Raw genomic sequence first — 23,588 nt, 5'->3', positions numbered from 1 at the left:
GTGTCTCCGCCGGGCCGGCCGCTGTGGATGAAAAGGAAGACTGTGGATCATCTCCCCGTCAGAGGTCCGAGATCGCCTCCAGCGGAGGTGTCTTCGCGGCACGATTACCGGGCCACAACGCGGCCAGCACGCCGATCACTCCGGAGGCCAGCAGCATTCCCACGACCTGCGACCACGGCACCGAGATGATGTCGAGTCCCTGGTCGGCGAGAGTCCGTACGAACGCCCAGCCGAAGGACAGGCCGAGGATCACCCCGACGATCGCACCGAACACCGCGATCAGCAGGGACTCGAGATAGATGGTGCGCCGTACCTGGTTGCGTTGCATCCCCACCGCGCGCAGCATCCCGATCTCACGTCGGCGTTCGACCACCGACAGCGCCAGCGTGTTGACGATGCCGAGGATCGCGATGACCACGGCGAGAGCGAGCAACCCGTACAGGATGGCGAGCAGAGTATCGATCTGCTGTGCCTGCTGACCCTTGAACTGCTCACGGTCGAGAACCTGGACGATCACGTATTCCTTGGTGGCGGCCTCGAGGCCCGACCGCACGGCACTCGGGTCCGCCCCGTCCGCGACGTTCATCAGCACGACGATCGCCGACCGGGTCGCCGGGGGTGTGAACTGCTCGTAGATCTGCTGGGACATCACCCAGGGGCCGATGATCTGACTGTCGGTGTAGACACCGGCCACGGTCGCGTCCACGGTGTTGCCGTCACGGCTCGTGACCGGGACCGTCGAGCCGACCGTCCAGCCCTTCTCACTCGCGGTGCTCTGGTTCACGAGCATTTCGTTGCCCGTGGCCTCCGGCACGCCTTCCACCATCTGCAGATCGATCACGTCGTCGAGCACGCCCGTCACCGCCGTGCCGAAACCGTCCTCTCCGTCGAGGTTCGCCCGGACACCGTGGACCGGCACCACTTCCACCACACCGTCGACCCCTTGCGCCGCGTCGGCCGCCGGGAGCGGAACTCCGAACATCTGCGGTCCGGTGAGCATGAAGTCTGCTTGGACACCGTTGTCGACGGCAGCGTCCACACTGGCCTTCGCCGACGAGCCGAAGACACCGATCACGGACACGAGCATCAGGCCCAGGGTGAGAGCGAATGCGGTGGCTGCGGTGCGCCGCGGGTTGCGGGTCGCGTTGGTACGTGCCAACCGGCCGACGGCGCCGAACGGGCGGGCGAACACCGCACCGAGAGCACCCACGACGGGCCGCGACAGCGCCGGTGAGGCAAGCATGACCGCGACGACGAGCAGGAACGCCCCACCGCCCACGGCGGAGGCCGCCCCTCCACCGGTGCCCTGCGCGCCGAACACGACGAGCACGACACCCACGACCGCCGCGACAATGCCCACGATCGTCCGTACCCGGAGGCCTTCGACGGTCCCGGTGGACTCCTCCCGCATCGCGGCGACAGGCGGCACCCGGGTCGCGCGGCGTGCCGGGGCATACGCGCTGATCGCGGTGACAACGACCCCGACGATCAGGGCCACGAGGACCGTGCGCGGCGCCAGTTGCAGCGGACCGGACGGCAATCCGAGGTCCGCGGCGTTCAGTGCGGCACGCAGGCCGTACGCGAGCGCGACACCCGCGGCGATACCGATGACGCTGCCGATCAGTCCGACGACGAGCGCCTCGAGCGTGACGGAGCGGCCGACCTGTTTCCGGCTGGCCCCGACGGCTCGGAGCAACGCGAGTTCGCGGAGTCGCTGCGCGACGATCATCGAGAAGGTGTTGTAGATGATGAACGTTCCCACCAGCAACGCGATCGCACCGAACGCGAGCAGGAAGTAGTTGAGGAAGTTCAGCGCTTCCGAGACCTCCGACTTGGTCTCTTCGGTGACCTCCGCCCCGGTCTGCACCTTCATGCCCGGCACAGCGGCCGCGACCTCGTCCCGCAGTTCGTCCGGGGACAGGGAGCCATCGCCCGCGATGTTGAGGAATCCGACGTGCCGGCCATCGGTGAACAGCGACGACGCCTGCGATTCGGTGAACATCGCCCCGACGTAGCCGCCGGTATCGGTCTCGAGGTTGTAGATGCCGCTCACCGTCACGGGGACCATGCCCTGCGCGATGGAGAGGATCGAGGTCTGGTCTCCGACCTCGAGGCCGCCGCGCTCGGCGGCGCTGGCGTTGAGCGCGATCTGGCCGTCCTCGGCGGGCGGAGTGCCCTCGATGAACTCCTGCGATTCGCCGACGAATTCCTCGGGCGGGAAGTACGCGTACCCCTCCACCGGGGCGCCCCCGGTCTGGATCGCGGCACCGTCGGAGCCGAGAAGGACGAGCGTACCGCCGATGTACGGGGTGGTTCGGTCGACGGCCGGAAGCGCCTCGACCGCCGCGATGTCCTCGACCGGCACGCCGCTCGAACCGGATTCCTCGGCGCTCACGCGAACATCGACGCCCTGCGCGACGTCGCCGAAGATACCGTCGAACGTGCGCTGCAGCGTGTCGGTGAAGACGAACGAACCGGTGATGAACGCCGTGCCGAGCACGACGGACAGCACGGTCAGCGCAAGTCTCACCTTGTGCGCGGCAAGATTGCGCAATGCCACCTTGCGGATGGGATTTCCACTCATGCTCGGAACGCTCCTACTTCGCCAGAGGTGACATGGCGGCAGGATCGAACTGCTTCATGCGATCCAGGACCGAGTCGGCGGTGGGGTCGCGCATCTCGTCGACGACACTGCCGTCGGACAGGAACACGACCCGGTCGGCGTACGCGGCGGCGCGCGGGTCGTGCGTGACGATCACGACCGTCTGCCCGAACTCGTCCACCGAGGCACGCAGGATGGACATCACCTCTCCGGACGAACGCGAATCGAGGTTGCCGGTCGGCTCGTCACCGAAGATGATCTCGGGGCGGCCGGCAAGCGCTCGGGCACACGCGACGCGCTGCTGCTGACCACCCGACAACTCACCGGGTCGGTGGCCGAGGCGGTCGCCCAGACCGAGGCGCCCGACGATGGTGTCGAGCCACTCCTGGTCGACTTTCCGTCCGGCGATGTCGACGGGCAGCGTGATGTTCTCGAGCGCGGTGAGCGTCGGGACGAGGTTGAAGGCCTGGAAGACGAAGCCGACGCGGTCGCGACGCAGTTGCGTCATCTCCTTGTCGGACAGGCTCGTCAGATCGGTGTCACCGATGAACACCGCGCCGGAGGTCGCGCTGTCGAGACCGGCGAGGCAATGCATCAACGTCGACTTGCCCGATCCTGACGGGCCCATAATGGCCGTGAATTCACCGGCGGCGAATTCCACCGTGACACCGTCGAGTGCGTGAACGGCGGTTTCACCTGTTCCGTAGATTTTCTTGAGGTCCTGGGATCGGGCTGCGGGAGCCGAGTGCGATGGCATGAAACCATCTTCCTCGGCCGCACCCTCTCGCACCATCGGGGAGGACCCTGATCCCTGTTTCAGGGATTCTGCGGGTGCACCTGCGTCGGCAGCGGCTTCAGGCCCAGCGTGCCTGCCCCCCGTCGAGCGGAACCGTCGCGCCGGTCAGGTAGCGGGCATCGTCGCTGACGATCCACGCGACCGCCCGGCCGATGTCTTCCTCGCAGTCGCCGATACGCCGCAGCGGGATGGTCGCGACGAACTCCGCGGCTTCCTCGGGGCGGTTCTCCGTCCACCACTCCAATCCCGGGGACATCGCGTGGGGCGCCACGGCGTTGACGCGGATACCGTCGACACCCCATTCGGATGCGGCGGCCCGGGTCAGCGATCTGAGTGCCTCCTTGACCGAGGCGTACCCGCCGTACCCGGACATGTCCCAGCGCACGGCCGCGGAGCTGACCATGTTGACGATCGAGCCCCCGCCGCGCGCCTTCATCAGGGGATACACCGTCTGCATCGCGTGCAGGGACGCCACCGGCCCGGTGCGGTAGGCGTTCTCCATCAGCTTCGCGGTGAGGTCGAGAACGGGTCCGAGCGGGTTGAGACTCGCATTGTTGACGAGGATGTCGACGCCCCCGAACAACTGAGCCGTCCGCTCCACCGCGGCGGTGATCTGGTCGAGGTCGGCGATATCGCATCGGAGCGGCTCGGCGGTGCCGCCCACCTCCCGGATCTGCCGGACCGTGTCGTCGAGCTTGCTCTCGGTGCGGCCGGTCACCGCGATGGCGGCGCCCTCACGGGCCAGAGCCAGCGCGACGCCCTGACCGATTCCCTGCCCGGCACCGGTGATCAGTGCAACCTTGCCGTCCAGCTTGCCCATGAGATCTCCCTGTCGTCGGCGTCGACCGAATCAAGCAGATCCTGCGATCGCGCGCGGTATTGCCGTCCCGCTGACCGGGAAGCTCCCCTACCCTGGGTCCATGCGGATAGGCGCCCACGTCCGTCAGGACGACGACCCCATCGGGCAGGGTGAGCAGCTCGGCGCCGATCTGGTGCAGCTGTTCCTCTCGGACCCACAGAAATGGGACACCCCGGGTGAGCACCCGAGGAAGGATCAGATTCTCGCGTCGGACATCGACGTGGTGGTGCATTCGCCGTACGTGGTGAACGTCGCGAGTCTCAACAACCGGCTGCGCATGCCGTCCCGGAAGGCTGTCGCCGACCATGCCGAGGCTGCGTCGCACATCGGGGCTTTCGGCCTGGTGGTCCACGGTGGACATGTGCGCGACGGCGAAAATGTCGCGGCCGGTGTCGAGAATTGGCGGAAGCTGTTCGAACGCCAGGAGGACAAGGGCGGCTTCCCGGTGCCGATCCTGGTCGAGAACACCGCGGGCGGTGATTTCGCGATGGCGCGGTACATCGACGCGATCGGCAGGCTGTGGGATGCCATCGGCGATTACGGCGCCGGTTTCTGTCTCGACACCTGTCATGCCTGGGCGGCGGGCGAGGATCTCGTCGGCATCGTCGACCGTGTCAAAGCGGTGACCGGACGAATCGACCTGGTGCACCTCAACAATTCGAGAGACGAATTCGATTCGGCGCGCGACCGGCACGCGAACCTCGCCGACGGCACCATCGATCCGCAGTTGCTCGCCGAGATCGCCGTGGCGTCCGGTGCGCCCGTCGTCCTGGAGACGCCCGGCGCCGGTATCGCCGACGACATCGCGTACCTGCGCGAGCACACCGCGTAGGGCTCAGGAGGTCGCGGCGTCGCTGCGCCACTGTCCGATGCCCACCACTCTCAGCAAGGCGAGGGCTTCCGCAGCGGGTGTATCGGCGCCGCCGAGTAGACCAGCACGGGCTGGTCCGCGTCGGGTATTTTCGTCGATCCCTTCGGGCGAGTGCGGTCGGTCAGCCCGGCAGGTCGCCGGTGAGGTAGCGCTGAAGCGTCGGAGCGACGATCTCCACGATCCGTCCCGACGGCAGCGACGCGAGCGGTTCGAAGGCGAGGATGTACCGCACGAGCATGATCCCGGTCATCTGGGTCGCCACGAGTTCCGCCCGAAGTCGTCCCGTTCCGGCGGGGTGGTCGATCCGGGCGAGCAGCGGTTCGAGCGCGACCTCGAGCAGCAGGGTACGGATCAGACTGCCCTCGCCACCCGCGATCTCCGAGCGGAACATCGCGACAGCGGCGTCGCGGTGCCCGGAGTCCCACAGCCCGATGACAGCGGCGGCGAGAGCGTGTCCGAGGTCCTCGAGAGGCGATGCGTACACCGGCGCAAGGACGTCGTGCGGATCGACGGGCAGTGCGATCGACGCGGTGAACAGATCGACCTTGGAGCCGAAGTAATGATGCACGAGGGCCGGGTCGACATCCGCTTTCGCGGCGACCGCACGAATCGTGGTCTTCTCGAACCCGTTGGCGGCGAAGAGTTCCCGTGCGGCGTCGAGGATGGTCTCACGCGCGCCGGACGTTCCCGGCCGCCGTCCCGACCGCGGGCTCACTGCGTGCGACGACGCAGTGTCGCCGCCCCCAGCGCCAGCGCCACCGCGATAAACCCCACGACGACGACGAGATTGCGGAGCATCGGACCCGTCGTTCCCTGCCGACTCGCGACCTCCTGCAACGCTTCGACCGCGTAACTGAGCGGAACGACATTGCTGATCCAGCGCAGCCAGTCCGGGAGATCCTCGCGCGCCACGAGCAGGCCGCACAGCAGGAATTGCGGAATCACGAGTACCGGCATGAACTGCACAGCCTGGAACTCGGTGCGGGCGAACGCACTACACAACAATCCCAGCGAGACGCCGAGAACTGCCACCAGGATCGCGATCACGAGAACCCATGCGACCGGACCCTCGGCGGCGACACCGAGCAGGCCGAACGCGACGACACATGCCAGGCCGGCCTGCACGACCGCCGCCGCGGAGAACGCGCTCCCGTATCCGGCGAGGAGATCGAGTTTCGCGAGCGGGGTGGCGAGAATCCGCTCCAGAGTTCCGGAGACTCGTTCGCGTTGCATCGCAATGGAAGTCACGAGAAACATGACTACGAACGGCAGTATCCCGAGCATGACGATCGCGATACGGTCGAACAGGGTCCGGCCGTCTGGGCCGGCCGGGGTGTTCTGGTACATGAAGTACAGCAGGATCATCAGAAGGCTCGGTACCAGGGCGATCATCACGACGGTGCGGTGATCCGCCTTCAACTGCCGCAGGATTCGTTCGGTGGTCGCCGCATACGCAACCGCATTCATGACGGTGCCTCCGTGCTCGTACGGATCAACCGGAGAAACGCGTCCTCGAGGCGGGTTTCGCCGGTCCGGTCGCGCAACTGCGCAGGGGTGAGTTGACCGACGAGTCGGCCTTCGCGCAACAACAGCAGGTCGTCGCAGCGGTCGGCCTCGTCCATCACATGACTGGATACGAGCACGGTGACGCCACGTCGCGCGAGTGAGCGGAAGTGTTCCCACAGTTCGACTCTCAGCAGCGGGTCGAGCCCTACGGTCGGTTCGTCGAGCACCAGGAGTTCGGGATCCCCGACGAGCGCGCACGCGAGCGACACGCGTCCGAGTTGCCCACCGGACAGCGCGTCGGCGCGGGTACGGGCGTGGCTTCCGAGCCCGACTGCCTCGATCGTCTCGTGGACGGTGGAGCGAGGTCTGCCGTAGAGGGAGGCGAAGTAGGCGACGTTGTCGGTGACAGTCAGGTCCGGGTAGACGCTCGCCGACTGGGTGACGTACCCGACGCGACGGCGGAGTTCGACTGTCCCGGCGGGGAGACCGAGCACGGTCACCGTGCCGGATTCGACGATCTGCCCGCCCACGATCGAGCGCATGAGCGTGGTCTTGCCACAGCCCGACGGGCCGAGCAACCCGGTGATCGAGCCGCGCGTGACCTGAAGAGAGACCTCGTCGAGGGCGAGATGGGGACCGCGGCGAACGCGAAGATCGTGCACATCCACGGCGAGGGAGTTCGGTGGAGTATTCATCGCGACTCAATTCATCGAGCGTTGAAATATGCGTTACGGCTACTGTCCGCCGTGATGTGATCGACGTCAATGCCTCCGAGCGCCTTCCCGGATTCCCGAGTCGCGCGCCGTACCATGTGCCCCATGATTCGCACCCGTATCGGCCTCGCCGTCTCCGCCGCCGCGTTGGTTCTCGCGGGTTGCTCCGCTTCGGACAACGATCCGGCACCCTCGCCGGCCGTGTCGGTGAACACGCCGACCACGCAAGCGCCCGAGCCGGACTCCTCGAACACCCCCACCGATGCGGCCGAGAAGGTCTCCCCCGCGGGTGCCGGAGCGAAACTCACGGTCACCGATATCCGGACCGGAGTGCACGAGGGCTTCGACCGCGTGGTGTACGAACTCGACGGCGAAGGCACACCCGGATGGCGGGTCGGCTACGTCGCCGAAGCCGTCCAGGACGGGAGCGGCAACGATGTCACCGTCGCCGGCGATGCCGTCCTGCAGGTCCTGATCGACGGATCCGCGTACCCGTTCGACAGCGGTGTCGAGCCGTACGCCGGGCCCGATCCCGTCCTCGCCGCACCGGGCGGTTCGGTGGTCGAGGTCACCGGCTCCGGTGTCTTCGAAGGCGTCACCCAGTCGTTCATCGGCGTCTCCGAATCCGGCACCCCGTTCGCGGTCTATTCGCTCAGTGACCCGGAGCGTGTGGTGATCGACGTCGCTCGCTGAGGCGGAGAGAGCAAAAACGGTTGGGTCCCGGACTGCCCGGAACCCTAGGCTTGACCTCTAGCGCACTCGAGGTTCTACCGTCGGGTGCGAGCTGAGGAGGCCCCGTCCATGAGTATGGAAATCACCGCGTGGAACGCGATGTACAACGCGATGCACGCAGAGAGCGATCGACGCCCGTTCTCGCGCGCCACCCTGAAGCGGATCGCCGCGTTCGCCGGTCCGCACCGGCGGAACATCACCATCTACCTCCTCCTGAGCGTCGCGATCGCCGCGCTCGGCGTCGCGACACCGGTCCTCGCCGGCCGCGTGGTCGATGCGATCGTGGACAACGCCGCAGTATCGGTGGTGGTGTGGCTCGCCGTGATCATCGCCGCACTCGCACTCGTCGAGGCCGGCCTCGGCATCGCCAACCGGTGGTTGTCCTCGAGCATCGGCGAAGACCTGATCCTGGATCTGCGCACCACGGTGTTCGACCACGTACAGCGGATGCCCGTCGCGTTCTTCACGCGCACGCGCACCGGCGCACTCGTCTCTCGTCTGAACAACGACGTGATCGGCGCGCAGCGCGCCTTCAGCGACACCCTGTCCGGGGTGGTCGGCAACCTCGTCACCCTCGTCATCACCCTCGTGGTGATGCTCGGGATCTCCTGGCAGATCACCCTGCTCGCACTGTTGCTGCTCCCCATCTTCATCGTGCCCGCCCGCCACATGGGGACTCGGCTCGCGCAACTGAGCCGCGAAGCGGCGAACCACAACTCGGTGATGAACACCCAGATGACCGAACGGTTCTCGGCGCCCGGCGCCACGTTGATCAAGCTGTTCGGCCGGCCGTCCCAGGAATCCACCGAGTTCGCCGTCCGCGCGCGCCGGGTGCGCAACATCGGCGTGCGCACCGCGATGCTCCAGAGCGTCTTCGTCACGGCGCTGACGCTGGTGTCCGCGCTCGCGCTCGCGCTCGTCTACGGGCTCGGCGGCTTCTACGCGCTGCGCGACCAACTGGACCCCGGGTCGGTGGTCGCGATGGCCATGCTGCTCACCCGCCTCTATGCCCCGCTCACCGCGCTGGCCAGTGCCCGCATGGACGTGATGAGCGCGATGGTGAGCTTCGAGCGGGTCTTCGAGATTCTCGATCTCGAACCGCTCATCAAGCAGTCCCCCGACGCCCGCGACGTGCCCAAAGGCCCGGTATCGGTGGAGTTCCGCGACGTGAGCTTCGCGTATCCCTCTGCCGACAAGGTGTCGCTCGCGTCGCTCGAGGAAGTCGCGGTGCTCGATTCCCGCGGCGGTGAGACGGTGCTGCACGATCTGTCGTTCCGGGTGGAGCCGGGGCACATGGTTGCCCTCGTCGGATCGTCCGGTGCCGGTAAATCGACTGTTGCACAATTGATTCCGCGTCTCTACGACGTGGACTCCGGGTCCGTGTCGCTGGGCGGGGTCGACGTGCGCGACCTGAGCACGGATTCGATCCGCAGCACCGTGGGACTCGTGACCCAGGACGGACATCTGTTCCACGACAGTGTGCGAGCGAATCTGCTCCTCGCCCGCCCCGGCGCCACCGAAGACGAACTGTTCGACGCCCTGCGCCGCGCGCGACTGGCCGACCTGATCCGGTCACTGCCCAACGGACTCGACACCGTGGTGGGCGAACGGGGCTACCGCCTGTCCGGCGGCGAACGCCAGCGGCTCACCATCGCGCGTCTGCTGCTCGCCCATCCACAGGTCGTGATTCTCGACGAGGCCACCGCGCACCTGGACTCGACGTCCGAAGCTGCGGTGCAGGAGGCACTCACCGAAGCACTCGCGGGACGGACGTCGGTGGTCATCGCGCACAGACTGTCCACCATCCGGGCCGCCGACCAGATCCTGGTGGTCGAGGACGGCCGAATCGTCGAGCGCGGCACCCACGCCGAACTCCTCGCGGCCGGGGGTCGCTACGAAGAACTCCACCGAACCCAGTTCGCCGATTCAGGACCGAAGTCGTCCGCGTTGGTTCCCACACTGGGGTCATGACTACGAACGAATCGGAACTGATCCTCTCGCTGCTCGACAACCAGTACTCGGCGCTTCGCAATGCGGTGTCGGACCTGACCGAGGAACAGGCACGTTCTGTGCCGAGCGCGTCGTCGCTCAGCCTCGCGTCACTGCACAACCATCTCGTGCAAGGGCATGCCGCTGCCGCCGACCGGATCGCGGGCACCGTGAACCCGGACCGCGATCCCGTCGAGGACTGGCAGTCGGCGTGGCTGGTCGACGACGCCGACAGCGCGGCCGACCGGCTCGCACGACTCGACGCCGTCGCCGAACAGTTCGCCGCGGTGCTGCGTGCCGAGCCCGACCTCGACCGTGTCGTCGACCTGCCGGCAGATATCGCCCGGTGGCTGATACACGACGGCCCACTCACCGTCCGGTTTCTTGCTCTACACCAGATCGAGGAGTGGGCTCGTCATGCAGGTCATGCCGACGTCATTCGTGAATCGATCGACGGCGCAACCGCCGCTACGCTCAGCGGCGCGACGTGGTGACCTGACGGTCAGTCGCGGCCACGGAATCCGCCGCCGCTCTGCTCGCGACGGTCGCCGCGATCCTTGCGGTGGGTGAAGTCTCCGCTGCCGCGGCGCTCGCCACCGCTCCGACGGTCGCCGCCGCGGTCGTCGCGACCACGGTAGTTGCTGCTCGGCCGGCCTCCGGGTGCACCCGAATCGGGCTGCAACTGGATGAGCACACCCGAGATGCGGGTTGCCCGCAGCGCGTCGAGCGTCTGCGCCGGCAGATCCTTCGGGAGTTCCACCAGGCTGTGGTCGGCGCGGATGCTGATGTGTCCGAAGTCGCCGCGGCGGAGGCCGCCCTCGTTGGCGATGGCACCGACGATCGCACCCGGCTGCACGCGGTGCCGCTTGCCCACCGAAATCCGGTAGGTAGCCATCTCCTGGCCGTCGCGACCGACCTTCGGACCGTCGTCGAATCGACGCGCGGGGCGCTCACGCGGCTCGCGTTCACGGCGCGGAGCGGCGACGGGCTCGGGCTCGTGCTCCAGGAGGAACGACTCGCCGTCGCGCGACATCAGGGCCAGAGCGGCCGCGATGTCCGCGAGCGGTACGTCGTGCTCGCGCTCGTAGTCCTCGATGAAGGTGCGGAACAACTGGAGGTTCTCGGACGCGAGCGCCTCGGTGATCGCGTCGTAGAACTTCGACACGCGCTGCGCGTTGACATCGTCGATGCTCGGCAACTGCATTTCGGCGACCGGCTGGCGGGTGGCCCGCTCGATCGACTTGAGGAGATGCCGTTCACGCGGGGTCACGAACAGCAGCGCGTCACCGGTGCGCCCGGCGCGACCGGTACGGCCGATGCGGTGCACGTACGACTCGGTGTCGTGCGGGATGTCGTAGTTGACCACGTGGCTGATGCGGTCGACGTCGAGGCCACGTGCCGCGACGTCGGTCGCCACGAGGATGTCGAGCGCACCGCTCTTGAGCTGTCCGATGGTGCGCTCACGCTGCGCCTGCACGATGTCGCCGTTGATCGCGGCGGCGGAGAACCCACGGGCGCGCAGCTTCTCTGCCAGATCCTCGGTGGCCTGCTTCGTGCGGACGAAGATGATCATGGCCTCGAACGACTCGACCTCGAGGATCCGGGTGAGGGCGTCGAGCTTGCGCTGATGGGATACCGACACCCAGCGCTGGGTGGTGTTCGCAGAGGTCGTCGTCTTCGACTTGACGGTGATTTCCTGCGGGTCCTTCAGGTACTTCTTCGACAGACGGCGGATCGCGCCCGGCATGGTCGCCGAGAACAACGCGACCTGTTTGGTCTCCGGGGTGTCGGCGAGGATCCGCTCGACGTCTTCCTGGAAGCCCATCGTCAGCATCTCGTCGGCCTCGTCGAGGACGAGGTATTCGAGTTCCGAGATGTCGAGGGTGCCCTTGGCAAGGTGATCGATCACACGTCCGGGGGTACCGACGATGACCTGTGCGCCGCGGCGCAATCCTGCCAGCTGAACGCCGTAGGCCTGGCCGCCGTAGATGGGCAGCACATGCAGCCCGGGGATGTGCGTGGAGTACTTGCCGAAAGCTTCCGCGACCTGCAGTGCAAGCTCGCGGGTCGGCGCAAGGACCAGCGCCTGCGGCCGCTTCTTCGTGGTGTCGATCCGCGAGAGGATCGGCACCGCGAATGCGGCAGTCTTGCCGGTGCCGGTCTGAGCGAGACCGACGACGTCCCGTCCCTCCAGCAGTGGTGGTATGGTCGCCGCCTGAATCGGCGACGGGGTCTCGTAACCCACGTCCGAAAGGGCCTGCAGCACACGGGGGTCGATGTCGAGATCGGCAAACGTGATAGCTGCGGTCTCCTGGTTGGGGGCGTCTTCGATTTCACTCATTTGACCAGCAGTTTATCGGATCGGTGCGGCTTGCCGCGCCATACCCCGGCTATGAGAGTGCTTTCACCTCCCTGCCAGGGCGTGTTCGCTCACACCTTCGGGCACGCGACCACGCCTTCCCCGACGACGAGAGGACCGCCGCTGTGCCGGACTCCCAGGCCATCCCCACCCACTGGTACAACATCGCCGGAGATCTGGACGTCGCGCCTCCTCCACACCTGCATCCCGGCACCCGGGAACCGGTGACCGCCGACGATCTCGCACCACTGTTCGCGAGTGGCTTGATCGAACAGGAGTTGTCCACCGAGACGGACATCGCGATCCCGGAACCCGTCCGGGAGGCGTATGCGAACTACCGCACCACGCCGTTGATCCGCGCCCGCTCGTTCGAGAAGGCACTGGGCACCCCGGCCCGCATCTACGTCAAGTACGAAGGGGTCAGCCCTGTAGGCAGTCACAAAGTCAACTCCGCCGTCGCGCAGGCCTATTACAACTCCCTCGACGGGGTCACCCGGCTCACCACCGAGACCGGCGCCGGGCAGTGGGGCTCGGCACTGGCGTTCGCGTGCGCCAAGTTCGGTATCGACCTCGAGGTGTGGCAGGTGCGCGCCTCGTACGACTCCAAGCCCTACCGGCGCTTCCTGATCGAGACCTACGGCGGCACGGTCCACGCGAGCCCGTCGGAATTGACCGAGGCGGGGCGTGCGGTGCTCGCCCGGGACCCCGACACCCCGGGCTCGCTCGGCATCGCCGTGTCCGAAGCCGTCGAGGTCGCGGTGAAGGACCCGCACGCCCGGTACACGCTCGGCAGCGTGCTCAACCACGTCGTGCTCCACCAGACGGTGATCGGGCTGGAAGCGGTCGAACAGCTACGCGCAGCGGGCGAGGACAACGCCGACGTCGTGTTCGGCTGTGCCGGTGGTGGTTCCAACCTCGCCGGCCTGGCGTTCCCCTTCATCCGGGAAGTGATCCACGGTCGAGCGAGAACGCGTGTCGTGGCCGTCGAGCCGACCGCGTGCCCCTCGATCACGCAGGGTGAGTACCGGTACGACCACGGCGACATCGCCGGACTGACGCCGCTGCTGAAGATGCACACCCTCGGACAGGACTTCATTCCCGATCCGATCCACGCGGGTGGGCTCCGGTACCACGGCATGGCGCCGCTGCTGAGCCACACCGTCGAACTCGGATACGTCGAAGGCCGCGCGGTCCGTCAGACCGACGCCTTCGCCGCCGCGGTCGAGTTCGCGCGGAACGAGGGAATCGTTCCCGCCCCCGAGGCGTCCCACGCGATCGCGGCAGCCGCCGACTACGCCCGGGGGCTCACCGAGCCCGAGGTCATCGTGATCGGCCTGTCCGGACACGGCCAGCTCGACCTGCCCGCCTACGACGCCTATCTCTCCGGGCGCCTGACTTAGCCGATCCGGGCGGTAGCCGATCCGGGCGGCACGCGGTCCACGACGTGCCGTCCGGCCCATACTGGAGAGGTGCCGTATGCCTCTCGAGAGGACGCCGGGCGGAAGCTCGCCCGCGCGGCAAGGCACCTGCGCGACACTCGGGATCCCGTGGTGCTGGCTCTGCCGCGCGGGGGGATCCCCGTCGCGCGGGAAGTCGCCCTCGCTCTGAGCGCACCGCTCGACGTTCTGGTGGTGCGCAAACTCGGGGTGCCGTGGCATCCCGAGCTTGCGATGGGAGCCATCGCGGAGGGCGGGTTCCGCGTCCTCAACGAGGACGTCGTCCGGGTGAGCCGGATCGACGACGACACGATCGATGCAGTCGAAGCGCGAGAGCGCACGGAACTCGAGCGGCGGGCCGCCCTGCTCCGCGCCGGGCACGCGCGACTCGAGTTGTCGGCCCGCACCGCATTGATCGTCGACGACGGGATGGCTACCGGCGCCACGGTCGCGGTGGCGTGCCTGGCGGCGCGTGCGAGCGGCGCCGTCGTCGTGATCGTGGCCGTGCCCGTCGCCTCCCCCGAGGCTGCCCGCCGGGTTGCCCGGGTCGCCGACGAGGTGCTCTGCCCGTGGATTCCGCGCGATACGAACAGCGTGGGTGCCGCGTACGACGACTTCCATCAGCTCGAGGACGACGAGGCCGTCCGGATCCTTCGCAGCACTCGGTTGTGATCTGCAACTCATCGACCATGTAGCATCGTGCCCATTACCCGGCGGTAGGTTGTGTTGTGCACATCACGCTTATCGGACTGTAAATTATTCGCAATTCGGACGCCCGGGTGATGCAAATCCCAATGAACTGTGATGCAATGCACACCGCAGATTCAAAAAGATGGAGGGTCGCAGTGAGTGAGATTGCCGTACCACAGTCGTTCTCGATTCCGGAGAACGTCTCGATGGCCGATTCGGTGTTCCGGCACGAGAAGGAATCCCCGGAGTTCGTAGCGTTCGAGCGGCCCATGGACGGCAAGTGGGTGAAGGTCTCCGCACGAGAGTTCGCCGACCAGGTCCGCAGTGTCGCCAAGGGCCTGATGGCCTCGGGCGTCGAGTTCGGTGACCGCGTCGCGATCCTCTCCGGGACCCGCTACGAGTGGGTCCTGCTGGACTACGCGATCTGGACCGCGGGTGGCGTCACGGTGGCCATCTACGAGACCTCCGCCGCCGATCAGTCCAAGTGGATCCTCGAAGACTCGGGCACCTCGATTCTCGTGGTGGAGAAGGACGAGTACGCCGACGTCGTGCGCGAGGTCGCCGACGCCGCACCCGCCCTTCGCGAAATGCTCACGATCGAGCCCGGCTCCGGCGGCAAGAGCGCCGTCGAGGAACTCATCGCCCGCGGCGCGGCGATCACCGACGAGCAGGTCGAGGAACGCCGGGCTCAGGTCGTCGCGGAATCCGGCGCGACCCTCATCTACACCTCGGGCACGACGGGCCGCCCCAAGGGTGTTCTGCTCAAGCATCGTCACCTCTACGCCGAGTCGACGGCGTGCGCCATCGCCCTGCCCGAGAGCATGCAAGCCGGCCGTCGCACGCTGCTCTTCCTGCCACTCGCGCACGTCTTCGCACGTCTGATCTCGTTCTCGGCCTTCGACAGCCGGGTGACGGTCGCGCACACCTCGGATCTGACGACCCTGCTCGACAAGTTCGCCGAGTTCCAGCCCGACTTCATCCTGTCGGTGCCCCGGGTCTTCGAGAAGGTCTACAACTCCGCGAAGCAGAAGGCCTACGACGGCGGCAAGGGCAAGATCTTCGAGAAGGCCTCCGACGTCGCGATCCAGTACAGCCAGTCGCTCGAGACGGGCGGACCGGGCCTGGGCCTGAAGATCAAGCACGCGGTCTTCGACCGGCTCGTCTACGGCAAGCTGCGTGCTGCTCTCGGCGGCAAGGCGAGCATGGCCGTCGCCGGCGGTGCCGCACTGGGCGCGCGCCTCGGACACTTCTTCCGCGGAGTCGGCGTCAACGTGCTCGAGGGCTACGGCCTGACCGAGACCACCGGCGGCATCATCATGAACACCCCCGCCGCACAGAAGATCGGCAGTGTCGGCAAGCCGTTCAACGGCTGCGCCGCGAAGATCGCCGAAGACGGCGAACTGCTGCTCAAGGGCCCACAGGTCTTCGAGGGTTACTGGCAGAACGACGAAGCCACCAAGGACGCGATCCGCGAGGGCTGGTTCCACACCGGCGACATCGGTGCGATCGACGAGAACGGTTTCGTCTCGATCACGGGCCGCAAGAAGGAACTCATCGTCACCGCGGGCGGCAAGAACGTCGCTCCGGCGATCCTCGAGGATTCGCTGCGTGCGCACCCGCTGATCAGCCAGGTGCTCGTCGTCGGTGATTCGAAGCCCTTCATCGGCGCACTGATCACCATCGATCAGGAGGCGCTGCCGGGCTGGCTCGAGCGCCACAGCCTGCCGGCCGGGACTCCCGTCGCCGACCTGATCAAGAACGCGGACCTGATCGCCGAGATCGACACTGCGGTCGCCGACACCAACAAGAAGGTGTCCAAGGCCGAAGCGATCAAGAAGTACCGGATTCTCGATACCGACTTCAGCATCGAGACAGGCGAATTGACGCCGACGCTCAAGCTCAAGCGGAACATCATCCACGAGAAGCACGGCTCGGAGATCGCCTCGATCTACAACTGATCGAGACAGCTTCGTAGCAACACTGCGCACTGTGCCCCTCGCCCGACCGGCGAGGGGCACAGTGCGTTTCACACCAGCTGGGTCACACCATCGGGCACGCCGCCGCCCGGCGCGTTCACGACACCTCGAGCACGAAGCCGGCGACCTCGTCCGTCACGAGCCGGTGTCCGGGCTCGTGCAGCAGGTCGTGCCCGGCATCGGCAAAGTCCCGCCAGCGCAGGGTGGGGATCGACGCGGCCCACTCGCGCACGGGTCCGACGGGAGCCAGCCTGTCGTCGAGGCCGTGCAGTGCGAGGGCCGCCAGGCCGGTCGCGGAGAGCAGAGCCGCGGTCTCCGGAACCGCAGCCCGGCGCGGCGTGCCGCACAGCACCACACCGCGGAACCGTGCGGCATCGGAGCGCAGAAGTGCCAGAGACGACGCCGCGCCGAGCGAATGGCCCATGAGCACGAGCGGCACTCCACTCGGTTCGGCGACAGCGGTGAGTGTCGCCAGATCCGCGGCATGGTCCGCTGTGTCTCCGGCCTGCCCCGGTTGCCCTTCCGACAATCCGTGGCCCGCCAGATCGAGGCCCCACAGTGCGATACCGTGCGCGGCGAGTCCCCCGGCGAATCGGTGGTAGTGACCGGTGTGCTGCCCCATCCCGTGCGCGAAGATCACTCCGGCGCGGGGTTCGTCGACGGACCAGTGCCGCCAATGCATCCGGCCGGTGCTTCCCGGGAAGAACGGCATGGGCGCATCCTTCCATCCGGGTGCTCAGCCCGGGGTCATCGGCCCGAGGTCACCGGCCCTAGCTCACCGGCCGGGCGATCACCAGCAATGCCCCTCGCCACGGTAAGTGGGTACCTCGACGCGGGTCTCGCCGTCCACGACGTACAAACGGTCGAAACGCTCACACAGTTCACCGGCCTTCGCGTGCCGAAACCAGACCCGGTCGCCGATCGGGATGTCCCGTGCCGCACGACCCGTCACCGGTGTCTGCACCTCGCCGGCACCCTCGTTACGGAGCAATCTCAGTCCCGCAGGGCGCACGGGGCGCGGCACCCGCGAGGTGGAGGCCGGTCCCGAGGCGATGTACCCGCCGCCGAACAAGGTCGTGATCGCCGCTGCGGGTTTCCGCACCGCGGGCAACGCGAAGAAGAGCGACGGCTGGGGCGTGAACGCGCGGTAGTGGTCGAACAGGGTGGGGACGTAGAGTCCCGATCCGGCGGTGACCTCGGTGACGACCGCATCGGCGGAGCTGACCTCGAGAGAACCCGTTCCACCGCTGTTGACGATCTCGAGGTCGCCGACGACGGCACGCACCGCGTCGACCACGGCGCCGCGCCGGGTGGCGAGTTCGGCAGCGGACGCGCGTTTGACCCAGCGGACCGGAGCCGAAGAATCCGGGAGACCTGCGATCTGGGCTTCGTAGAACATCACTCCGACTACGGCGAAGCCGGCCGAGTCGGCACGACGCGCCAGCGCGGCCACCTGGTCCGGGGTGCGCAGCGGCGAACGCCGCACCCCCAGATGCACCGGTCCGACGCGAAGCGATGCGTCGACATCCACGCACACCCGTGGCCGTACACGCGCCTGCCCCATGGCATTACGGATGATGCTCAGGTGCGCGTCCGAGTCGATCATCAGCGTGATGGAGTCGAGCGCGGCAGGGCGGGAAGCCAATTCGGCCAGTGCGCCCCGGTCGACGGTCGGGTAGCCCATCAGTACGTCGCGCGCTCCTTGTTCCACGAGCCACAACGCCTCCCGCAGGGAGTACGCCATGATCCCCCGAAATCCCTCACGCTCCGTCAGTCCGGGGCCGAGAACCTCCTCGAGGACCGCGCGGCACCGCACCGATTTGCTCGCGACCCGGACGGGCGTGCCTCCCGCACGCCGGACCAAGTCCCGCGCATTGCCGCGCAGGGTCTGCAGGTCGAGTGCGGCGAAAGGCGGATCGAGCTCGGTGGTGGCGGCGTCGAGTCGGTCGAGGGCAGCGTGGAGCAAGGCACATCCATCCGGTTGTCGGTCGGAAACGTCGGTCGGGTCGATCACGGTCGTTCGATGGCGCGGGAGGCGATGATCTCCGCCAGGTTGTCCAGTTCGATGGTTACCGCGTCGTCGTCCTGATCGACGAGCCAGCGGAGCACAAGCCCGTCGAGTAACGCCAGAGCAAGTCGCGCGAGGCTCGGGACGGGTTCGATCCATTCGGTGCCGGATCGATCGGCGCACGCCAGCAGGAAGCGGCCGGCATGGTCGTCCATCCGCTGGTACTGCAGTGCCGCGATGTCGCCGCTGGCAACGGGCGAACCCGCACCGGTGGGCGCGATCCCGGCGGGCCGGTGCCGCAACGAGTACGCGGTGATCTCGTAGGTGAGCAGCTGGCGTCCGGCCGTGAACTCGAGAGCGGGCCACATCGCGGTGAGGCCCGCGTGCAGAAGCTGACGGAGTCCGCCCAGCCCCTCCGGGCCGGGCACGTCGTCGGGAATGTCGAAGGCCGCGTTCATGGCCTCTCCCAGCTGGTCGATGAGCGTTTCCGCCATCGCGACGACGAGCGCTTCCTTGTTCTCGAAGCAGTAGTGCACGACGCCGAGGGATACGCCGGCCTTCTCGGCGACCGCACGGACGGTCACCGCGCCCACTCCTCCCTGCTCGGCGAGCGCGAGCGCCGACTCGACGAGTTGTGTCCGGCGCTCATCCGCGGGCAACCGATTCAGCATGGTCCGATCGTAGATCCCGGCGTCACTCCGGTGTGGCTATTGACCTGAACGCTTGTCCAAGATCATGATTGTGTGATGGCAACCTGGCACAACTGGGCGCGGACCGAAGCGGCGTCACCCCGGCGTTTCGACACCCCCCGCACGATCGACGACCTCGTCGCCGTGGTTGCGCGCGCGTCCCGGCGCGGCGAGCACGTCAAGGCGGTGGGCGCGGGCCATTCGTTCACAGGCGTCGCCGTCACCGACGGCACGCTGGTGTCGCTCGGCGCTCTCTCGGGGATCCTCTCGACGGAACAGACCCCCACCGGAGCCCTCGTGACCGTGTCCGCCGGCACGCGCCTGCGCGACCTGAGTGCGATGCTGTGGGAGATGGGACTGGCGGTACCCAACCTCGGCGACATCGACGTCCAAACCATCGCGGGCGCCATCTCGACCGGAACACACGGCACCGGAACGGGTTTCACGGGCCTCGCGGCTTCGGTGCAGGGATTGACCGTCGTCCTCGCCGACGGAAGCGTGGCGGAATGTTCACCCGAGCACGACCCGGCGCTGTTCGAAGCCGCACGGCTGGGCCTCGGCGCACTGGGTATCCTCGCAACGGTCACCCTCGACTGCGTGCCGGCGTTCCGGTTGCGCGCACACGAAGCGCCGTCGTCCTTGCACGAGACACTCGAAGACATCGAGTCGCTGCGGACCGGCGTGGACCACTTCGAGTTCTACTGGTTTCCCCACACCGACGGTGTGCTGACCAAACACAACACCCGACTCGACGGCGCCGCCCCCACCCAGCCGGTCGGACGGTTCAGAGGACTGCTCGACGACGAGGTCCTCTCCAACGGCGTCTTCGGAGCTTTCCAGCACGTCGGCACCCGCGCTCCCGGCGCCATCCCGCAGCTCAACCGGATCGCCTCGCGTGCCCTGTCCGCCCGCACCTTCGTCGACCGCAGCTACCGGGTGTTCGCGTCCCCGCGCCGGGTCCGCTTCCGCGAGATGGAATACGCCGTCCCGGTCGAGGCCCTGCCGGAGGTGCTCCACGAGATCGACTCCTGGCTGGAAGCAAGCGGCACCCGGATCGGGTTCCCCGTGGAGGTGCGCTTCGCCGCACGGGACGACGTCTGGTTGTCGACCGCGTACGGCCGCGAGACCGCGTACGTCGCAGTGCACCAGTATCACCGGCGCGATCACCGCGCGTACTTCGATGCGGTCGAGTCGATCATGCGTGCCGTGGACGGCCGTCCGCACTGGGGAAAGATGCACGGACGCGCCGCCGCCGACCTGCGTGCGGCCTACCCACGATTCGACGATTTCCTGGCTGTCCGCGATCGCGTGGACCCCGCCCGCATGTTCGCCAATCCGTATCTCGACCGAGTGCTCGGCGCATGACCGGCGCCGCCGCGCTCAGGTGAACGCGGCTCGGATCGAATTGCGCGCGAGGAGCTTCCGCTCCTCTTCGGTGAGACCGAGCTCGTCGTGCAAGGCAGCGAACACGTCGTCGACGTAACCGCCGAAGTACGCGGGATCATCGGAGTTGATGGTCACCGCCAAGCCTGCATCGAGCATCCGGTGCAACGGGTGCACTGACAGCGACTCGACGACGTGCAACCTCACGTTCGACAACGGGCAGGTGGTGAGCGGGATCTGCTCCTCGACGAGGCGCTCGACGAGAGCAGGGTCTTCCAGCGAACGAATCCCGTGGTCGATGCGTTCGGCCCCGAGCAGATCGAGTGCCTGCCACACGTACTCGGGCGGCCCCTCTTCGCCGGCGTGCACGGTGATGTGCAGACCCTCCGCCCGGGCGCGCGCGAAGACGTCTTCGAAGAGTGACGGCGGGTACCCGACCTCCGCCGAATCGAGGCCGAGCGCGACGATCGGGGCCTGAAGCCGCATCAGCTCGCCGAAGATCGCGTGGGCGTCCGGTACCGGATGGTCGCGCACGATCGAGGCGATCATGGCCGCGTCGACACCGAACTCCCGGCGGGACACCGCGACGGCATCGGACAGTCCCTCCACCACGTCCTCGAGCGGGACTCCGCGCACCACATGCGCCTGCGGATCGAAGAAGAACTCGGCGTGGGTGATCCCGGCGCGTGCAGCGCGCGCAAGGTAGCCGCGCGCGAGATCGGAGAAGTCCTCGGCGGTACGGAGAACCTCCATGTTCGCGTAGTACAGATCGAGAAACGACTGCAACCCCGAGAACTCGTGCCCGGACAGGAGGTAGTCGACGTCTCCGTGCGGCAACGTCACGTGGTTGCGTTCGGCCAGTTCGAGCATCAGTTCCGGCTCGAGCGTGCCCTCGATGTGCACGTGCAGTTCGGCCAGTGCATCTTCCGGCGACGCGTGCCGATCCACGTCGCCGAGATCGTCTCTCGATGTCACGGGCGTGTCCTCTCTGTCGGCTCTTCCGGCCCTGCTCAGGGCACTAGCGGCCCTGCCACACGGGTGGCCGCTTTTCCGCGAATGCCGTCGCACCTTCGCGCGCATCTTCGGAGACGAACACGGGAGCGGCCAGTTCCATCTGCTTCGAGAACGCTTCGTCCGACGCCCAGTCCACCGACTTGGCGATGATCTCCTTGGTCACCGCCACCGCCAGCGGGCCGTTGGCGGTGATGCGTTCGGCAAGCGCGAGGGCGCCGTCGAGTGCCGCGCCGGGCTCGGTCAGGGTGTTGACGAAACCGAAGCCGTGGGCTTCTTCCGCGGTGAAGGAGTCGCCGGTCAGAGCCAGTTCCATCGCCTTCTGGTACGGAATGCGGGACGGAAGCCGCAGCAGGCCACCGCCTGCCGCGACCAGACCTCGTTTGACCTCGGGAATGCCGAACTTCGCGTTCTTCGCGGCGACCACCAGATCGGTCGCGAGAACCAGTTCGGTGCCGCCGGCGAGCGCGAAACCTTCGACTGCTGCGATGAGCGGCTTGCGGGGCGGGGCTTCGGTGAAGCCGAGTCCCTTGCCGGGGATCGCAACGTTCTCACCCGCGACGAATGCCTTGAGGTCCATGCCGGCGCAGAAGTTCCCGCCGGCGCCGGTCAGCACACCGACCGAGAGTCCGGCGTCCTCGTCGAGGGTGTCGACCGCGTCGGCGAGACCGCGACTGACCGCCGCGTTGACCGCGTTTCGGGCGTCGGGCCGGTTGATGGTGATGACGAGGACTCGGCCACGACGCTCGAGCAGGACTTCGTCGGACATGAAAACATCCTTCTGTTGTGGGGTGCGGACCGTCCCCGCTCGCTCGGCCGGAGAATTCGGTTACCCGGTGTATACCGGACGCCGGCGGTCGCGAGAATGCCGTGTCCCACCGCTCACGCCACCCGCACGGCCACCGGATAGACGAACCCCTCGTCGTCGATGTACACCTGGTCGCCGGTACGGAACCACCCGTCGTCGGAGAACGTGTCGGCCGTCCCTACCGGGTCGTTCCAATAGCGTCTCGCGACGCTGGGGCCCCGGCACAGCAACTCACCTACACCGCTTTCGGCACCGGGACCGAGGAGACCCACCTCGATTCCCCCGAACGGGACACCCACACTGCGGGGATGCTGCTTGCGGTACTCGGACGGCAGTAACAGCCCGATGCCGCCCGTCTCGGCCACTCCCCACCCGCGGACGCATCGCGCGGAGGGGAACGACGCACGAGGATGCCGCCACGGCACCCTGATTCCGCGCGAACCCGACGCGACCACCGTGCCGCCGAACGCCAAGGTGGGCAGCAACTGCACACTGCACCCGACCGACGTCGACAGCGGCGCGGTGATGACCGTGCGGGCACTCTCGCCCGCCAGATTCATCGCGCGCGCAACTGCTTCGATCGTCGACAGCACGTTGGTGTTGGTCAGTTCGACCCCGTGCATGCCTCCGCCCCATCTGCGCACGTAGTACAGCAGCGCGAGTTCGTCCGGCGACGCTCCGCCGTCGAGGAACGCGATGCCGTCGGGCGGCGGGCCCTGGAGGCAGAGCACCGCACCGCTGTCGGCCACGATCCACTCGAGTTCGGCTTCGCTGCATGCCGGATCGGGCAGAACGGGTACGGCACCGGCGAGTACGACGCCGAGAAACGCTCGCAGCCACTCGAAGCCGTTGCAGTAGTCCACGACCACCCGGTCTGCCGGTCCGACACCTTGGTCGAGCAACCCGCCCGCCACCCTGGCGGCAGCCGACCACAGCTCGCGGTAGGTCAGGGTGTGTCCCGAACGATCAACCGCCGCAACATTGTTCGAGAATCTGAGCGCACTGCGGTCGAGGAGTTCCGCCAGGCACGGTTCGAGCCCTTCGTACTGGAGGATGCCTCCGGAACGGCGCGTGACACGCTCGTCCCTCAACCACCCGGCCCCAGCGGGAATCTCCACCACCGCCAATGACATGCCACCTCCCACGGCTGCGCGTGGTTG

21 protein-coding genes are annotated in these 23,588 nt (G+C 67.4%); 8 read left to right on the top strand and 13 right to left on the bottom strand.

The window, feature by feature from the left end:
* Positions 1–58: 58 nt before the first annotated feature.
* The 3 genes from ACFWBU_RS02460 to ACFWBU_RS02450 form a co-directional block, all read right to left on the bottom strand.
* Entirely contained in the window at positions 59–2,584 is a 2,526-nt protein-coding gene (locus ACFWBU_RS02460) for an ABC transporter permease (protein WP_378527365.1), read from the bottom strand.
* A gap of 13 nt (positions 2,585–2,597) precedes the next feature.
* Positions 2,598–3,359 (bottom strand): ABC transporter ATP-binding protein, encoded by a 762-nt coding sequence (locus tag ACFWBU_RS02455; RefSeq protein ID WP_169622656.1) that lies wholly within the window; start codon positions 3,357–3,359, stop codon positions 2,598–2,600.
* A 97-nt stretch (positions 3,360–3,456) separates the two neighbouring features.
* A complete protein-coding gene (locus ACFWBU_RS02450; protein ID WP_169622655.1) occupies positions 3,457–4,218 on the bottom strand; it encodes an SDR family NAD(P)-dependent oxidoreductase in 762 nt (253 codons plus the stop codon).
* Between the two features lie 100 nt (positions 4,219–4,318).
* On the opposite strand from ACFWBU_RS02450, the gene ACFWBU_RS02445 reads away from it, so the two are divergent.
* Positions 4,319–5,089: a deoxyribonuclease IV gene (locus ACFWBU_RS02445; protein ID WP_169622654.1), complete on the top strand. Its 771-nt coding sequence runs from the start codon at positions 4,319–4,321 to the stop codon at positions 5,087–5,089.
* A gap of 160 nt (positions 5,090–5,249) precedes the next feature.
* On the opposite strand, the gene ACFWBU_RS02440 is transcribed toward ACFWBU_RS02445, so the two are convergent.
* The 3 genes from ACFWBU_RS02440 to ACFWBU_RS02430 are packed head-to-tail and all read right to left on the bottom strand — an operon-like array spanning position 5,250 to position 7,329.
* On the bottom strand, positions 5,250–5,843 hold the full coding sequence (locus ACFWBU_RS02440) for a TetR family transcriptional regulator (RefSeq protein ID WP_378527363.1): 594 nt from the start codon (positions 5,841–5,843) through the stop codon (positions 5,250–5,252).
* Positions 5,840–6,595 (bottom strand): ABC transporter permease, encoded by a 756-nt coding sequence (locus ACFWBU_RS02435; protein WP_378527362.1) that lies wholly within the window; start codon positions 6,593–6,595, stop codon positions 5,840–5,842. The genes ACFWBU_RS02440 and ACFWBU_RS02435 overlap by 4 nt, the downstream gene beginning before the upstream one ends.
* Positions 6,592–7,329, bottom strand: a complete 738-nt coding sequence (locus tag ACFWBU_RS02430) for an ABC transporter ATP-binding protein (RefSeq protein WP_169652641.1) — start codon at positions 7,327–7,329, stop codon at positions 6,592–6,594. The genes ACFWBU_RS02435 and ACFWBU_RS02430 overlap by 4 nt, the downstream gene beginning before the upstream one ends.
* Positions 7,330–7,452: 123 nt before the next feature.
* Between ACFWBU_RS02430 and ACFWBU_RS02425 the strand changes: the two genes are divergently transcribed.
* The 3 genes from ACFWBU_RS02425 to ACFWBU_RS02415 all read left to right on the top strand — a co-directional run bounded on the left by ACFWBU_RS02425 (position 7,453) and on the right by ACFWBU_RS02415 (position 10,562).
* Positions 7,453–8,040: a hypothetical protein gene (locus ACFWBU_RS02425; RefSeq protein ID WP_378527359.1), complete on the top strand. Its 588-nt coding sequence runs from the start codon at positions 7,453–7,455 to the stop codon at positions 8,038–8,040.
* Positions 8,041–8,148: 108 nt separating this feature from the next.
* Positions 8,149–10,050, top strand: a complete 1,902-nt coding sequence (locus tag ACFWBU_RS02420) for an ABC transporter ATP-binding protein (protein ID WP_378527358.1) — start codon at positions 8,149–8,151, stop codon at positions 10,048–10,050.
* Positions 10,047–10,562 carry a DUF664 domain-containing protein gene (locus tag ACFWBU_RS02415; protein WP_378527357.1) on the top strand — a complete coding sequence of 172 codons (516 nt, stop codon included), beginning with the start codon at positions 10,047–10,049 and terminating at the stop codon, positions 10,560–10,562. Before ACFWBU_RS02420 ends, ACFWBU_RS02415 begins: the two co-directional genes overlap by 4 nt.
* A gap of 8 nt (positions 10,563–10,570) precedes the next feature.
* On the opposite strand, the gene ACFWBU_RS02410 is transcribed toward ACFWBU_RS02415, so the two are convergent.
* Complete coding sequence (locus tag ACFWBU_RS02410; protein WP_169621695.1) at positions 10,571–12,409, bottom strand: DEAD/DEAH box helicase; 1,839 nt, start codon at positions 12,407–12,409, stop codon at positions 10,571–10,573.
* Between the two features lie 143 nt (positions 12,410–12,552).
* Between ACFWBU_RS02410 and ACFWBU_RS02405 the strand changes: the two genes are divergently transcribed.
* The 3 genes from ACFWBU_RS02405 (at position 12,553) to ACFWBU_RS02395 (ending at position 16,511) form a co-directional block, all read left to right on the top strand.
* On the top strand, positions 12,553–13,827 hold the full coding sequence (locus ACFWBU_RS02405; RefSeq protein WP_378527356.1) for a TrpB-like pyridoxal phosphate-dependent enzyme: 1,275 nt from the start codon (positions 12,553–12,555) through the stop codon (positions 13,825–13,827).
* Between the two features lie 69 nt (positions 13,828–13,896).
* Complete coding sequence (locus ACFWBU_RS02400) at positions 13,897–14,535, top strand: phosphoribosyltransferase family protein (protein ID WP_169621693.1); 639 nt, start codon at positions 13,897–13,899, stop codon at positions 14,533–14,535.
* A gap of 173 nt (positions 14,536–14,708) precedes the next feature.
* The gene (locus ACFWBU_RS02395; RefSeq protein ID WP_169652635.1) at positions 14,709–16,511 is read left to right on the top strand and encodes a long-chain fatty acid--CoA ligase; all 1,803 of its coding nucleotides are present in this window, start codon (positions 14,709–14,711) and stop codon (positions 16,509–16,511) included.
* A 115-nt stretch (positions 16,512–16,626) separates the two neighbouring features.
* Here the strand turns inward: ACFWBU_RS02395 and ACFWBU_RS02390 are convergent, their stop codons facing one another.
* The 3 genes from ACFWBU_RS02390 to ACFWBU_RS02380 all read right to left on the bottom strand — a co-directional run bounded on the left by ACFWBU_RS02390 (position 16,627) and on the right by ACFWBU_RS02380 (position 19,208).
* Complete coding sequence (locus ACFWBU_RS02390; RefSeq protein WP_169621691.1) at positions 16,627–17,241, bottom strand: alpha/beta hydrolase; 615 nt, start codon at positions 17,239–17,241, stop codon at positions 16,627–16,629.
* Between the two features lie 78 nt (positions 17,242–17,319).
* The gene (locus tag ACFWBU_RS02385; protein WP_169621690.1) at positions 17,320–18,495 is read right to left on the bottom strand and encodes an amino acid deaminase/aldolase; all 1,176 of its coding nucleotides are present in this window, start codon (positions 18,493–18,495) and stop codon (positions 17,320–17,322) included.
* Positions 18,496–18,539: 44 nt separating this feature from the next.
* Positions 18,540–19,208, bottom strand: a complete 669-nt coding sequence (locus ACFWBU_RS02380; RefSeq protein ID WP_169652632.1) for a TetR/AcrR family transcriptional regulator — start codon at positions 19,206–19,208, stop codon at positions 18,540–18,542.
* Between the two features lie 75 nt (positions 19,209–19,283).
* Between ACFWBU_RS02380 and ACFWBU_RS02375 the strand changes: the two genes are divergently transcribed.
* Positions 19,284–20,591 carry a D-arabinono-1,4-lactone oxidase gene (locus tag ACFWBU_RS02375; protein WP_169621688.1) on the top strand — a complete coding sequence of 436 codons (1,308 nt, stop codon included), beginning with the start codon at positions 19,284–19,286 and terminating at the stop codon, positions 20,589–20,591.
* Positions 20,592–20,606: 15 nt separating this feature from the next.
* On the opposite strand, the gene ACFWBU_RS02370 is transcribed toward ACFWBU_RS02375, so the two are convergent.
* From ACFWBU_RS02370 to ACFWBU_RS02360, 3 genes are all read right to left on the bottom strand, one after another.
* Positions 20,607–21,584, bottom strand: coding sequence for an adenosine deaminase (locus ACFWBU_RS02370; protein WP_296548910.1), 978 nt, complete (start codon positions 21,582–21,584; stop codon positions 20,607–20,609).
* Positions 21,585–21,627: 43 nt separating this feature from the next.
* Positions 21,628–22,389 (bottom strand): crotonase/enoyl-CoA hydratase family protein, encoded by a 762-nt coding sequence (locus tag ACFWBU_RS02365; protein WP_296548908.1) that lies wholly within the window; start codon positions 22,387–22,389, stop codon positions 21,628–21,630.
* A 113-nt stretch (positions 22,390–22,502) separates the two neighbouring features.
* Positions 22,503–23,561 carry a class I adenylate-forming enzyme family protein gene (locus tag ACFWBU_RS02360; protein WP_206037057.1) on the bottom strand — a complete coding sequence of 353 codons (1,059 nt, stop codon included), beginning with the start codon at positions 23,559–23,561 and terminating at the stop codon, positions 22,503–22,505.
* Between the last annotated feature and the right edge of the window lie 27 nt (positions 23,562–23,588).

The sequence above is a fragment of the Rhodococcus sp. NPDC060084 genome (genome assembly GCF_042730335.1).
Taxonomy (GTDB): domain Bacteria; phylum Actinomycetota; class Actinomycetes; order Mycobacteriales; family Mycobacteriaceae; genus Rhodococcus.
Note: the sequence above shows the minus strand (reverse complement) of the source record. Positions and strands in the feature narration are given on the sequence as shown.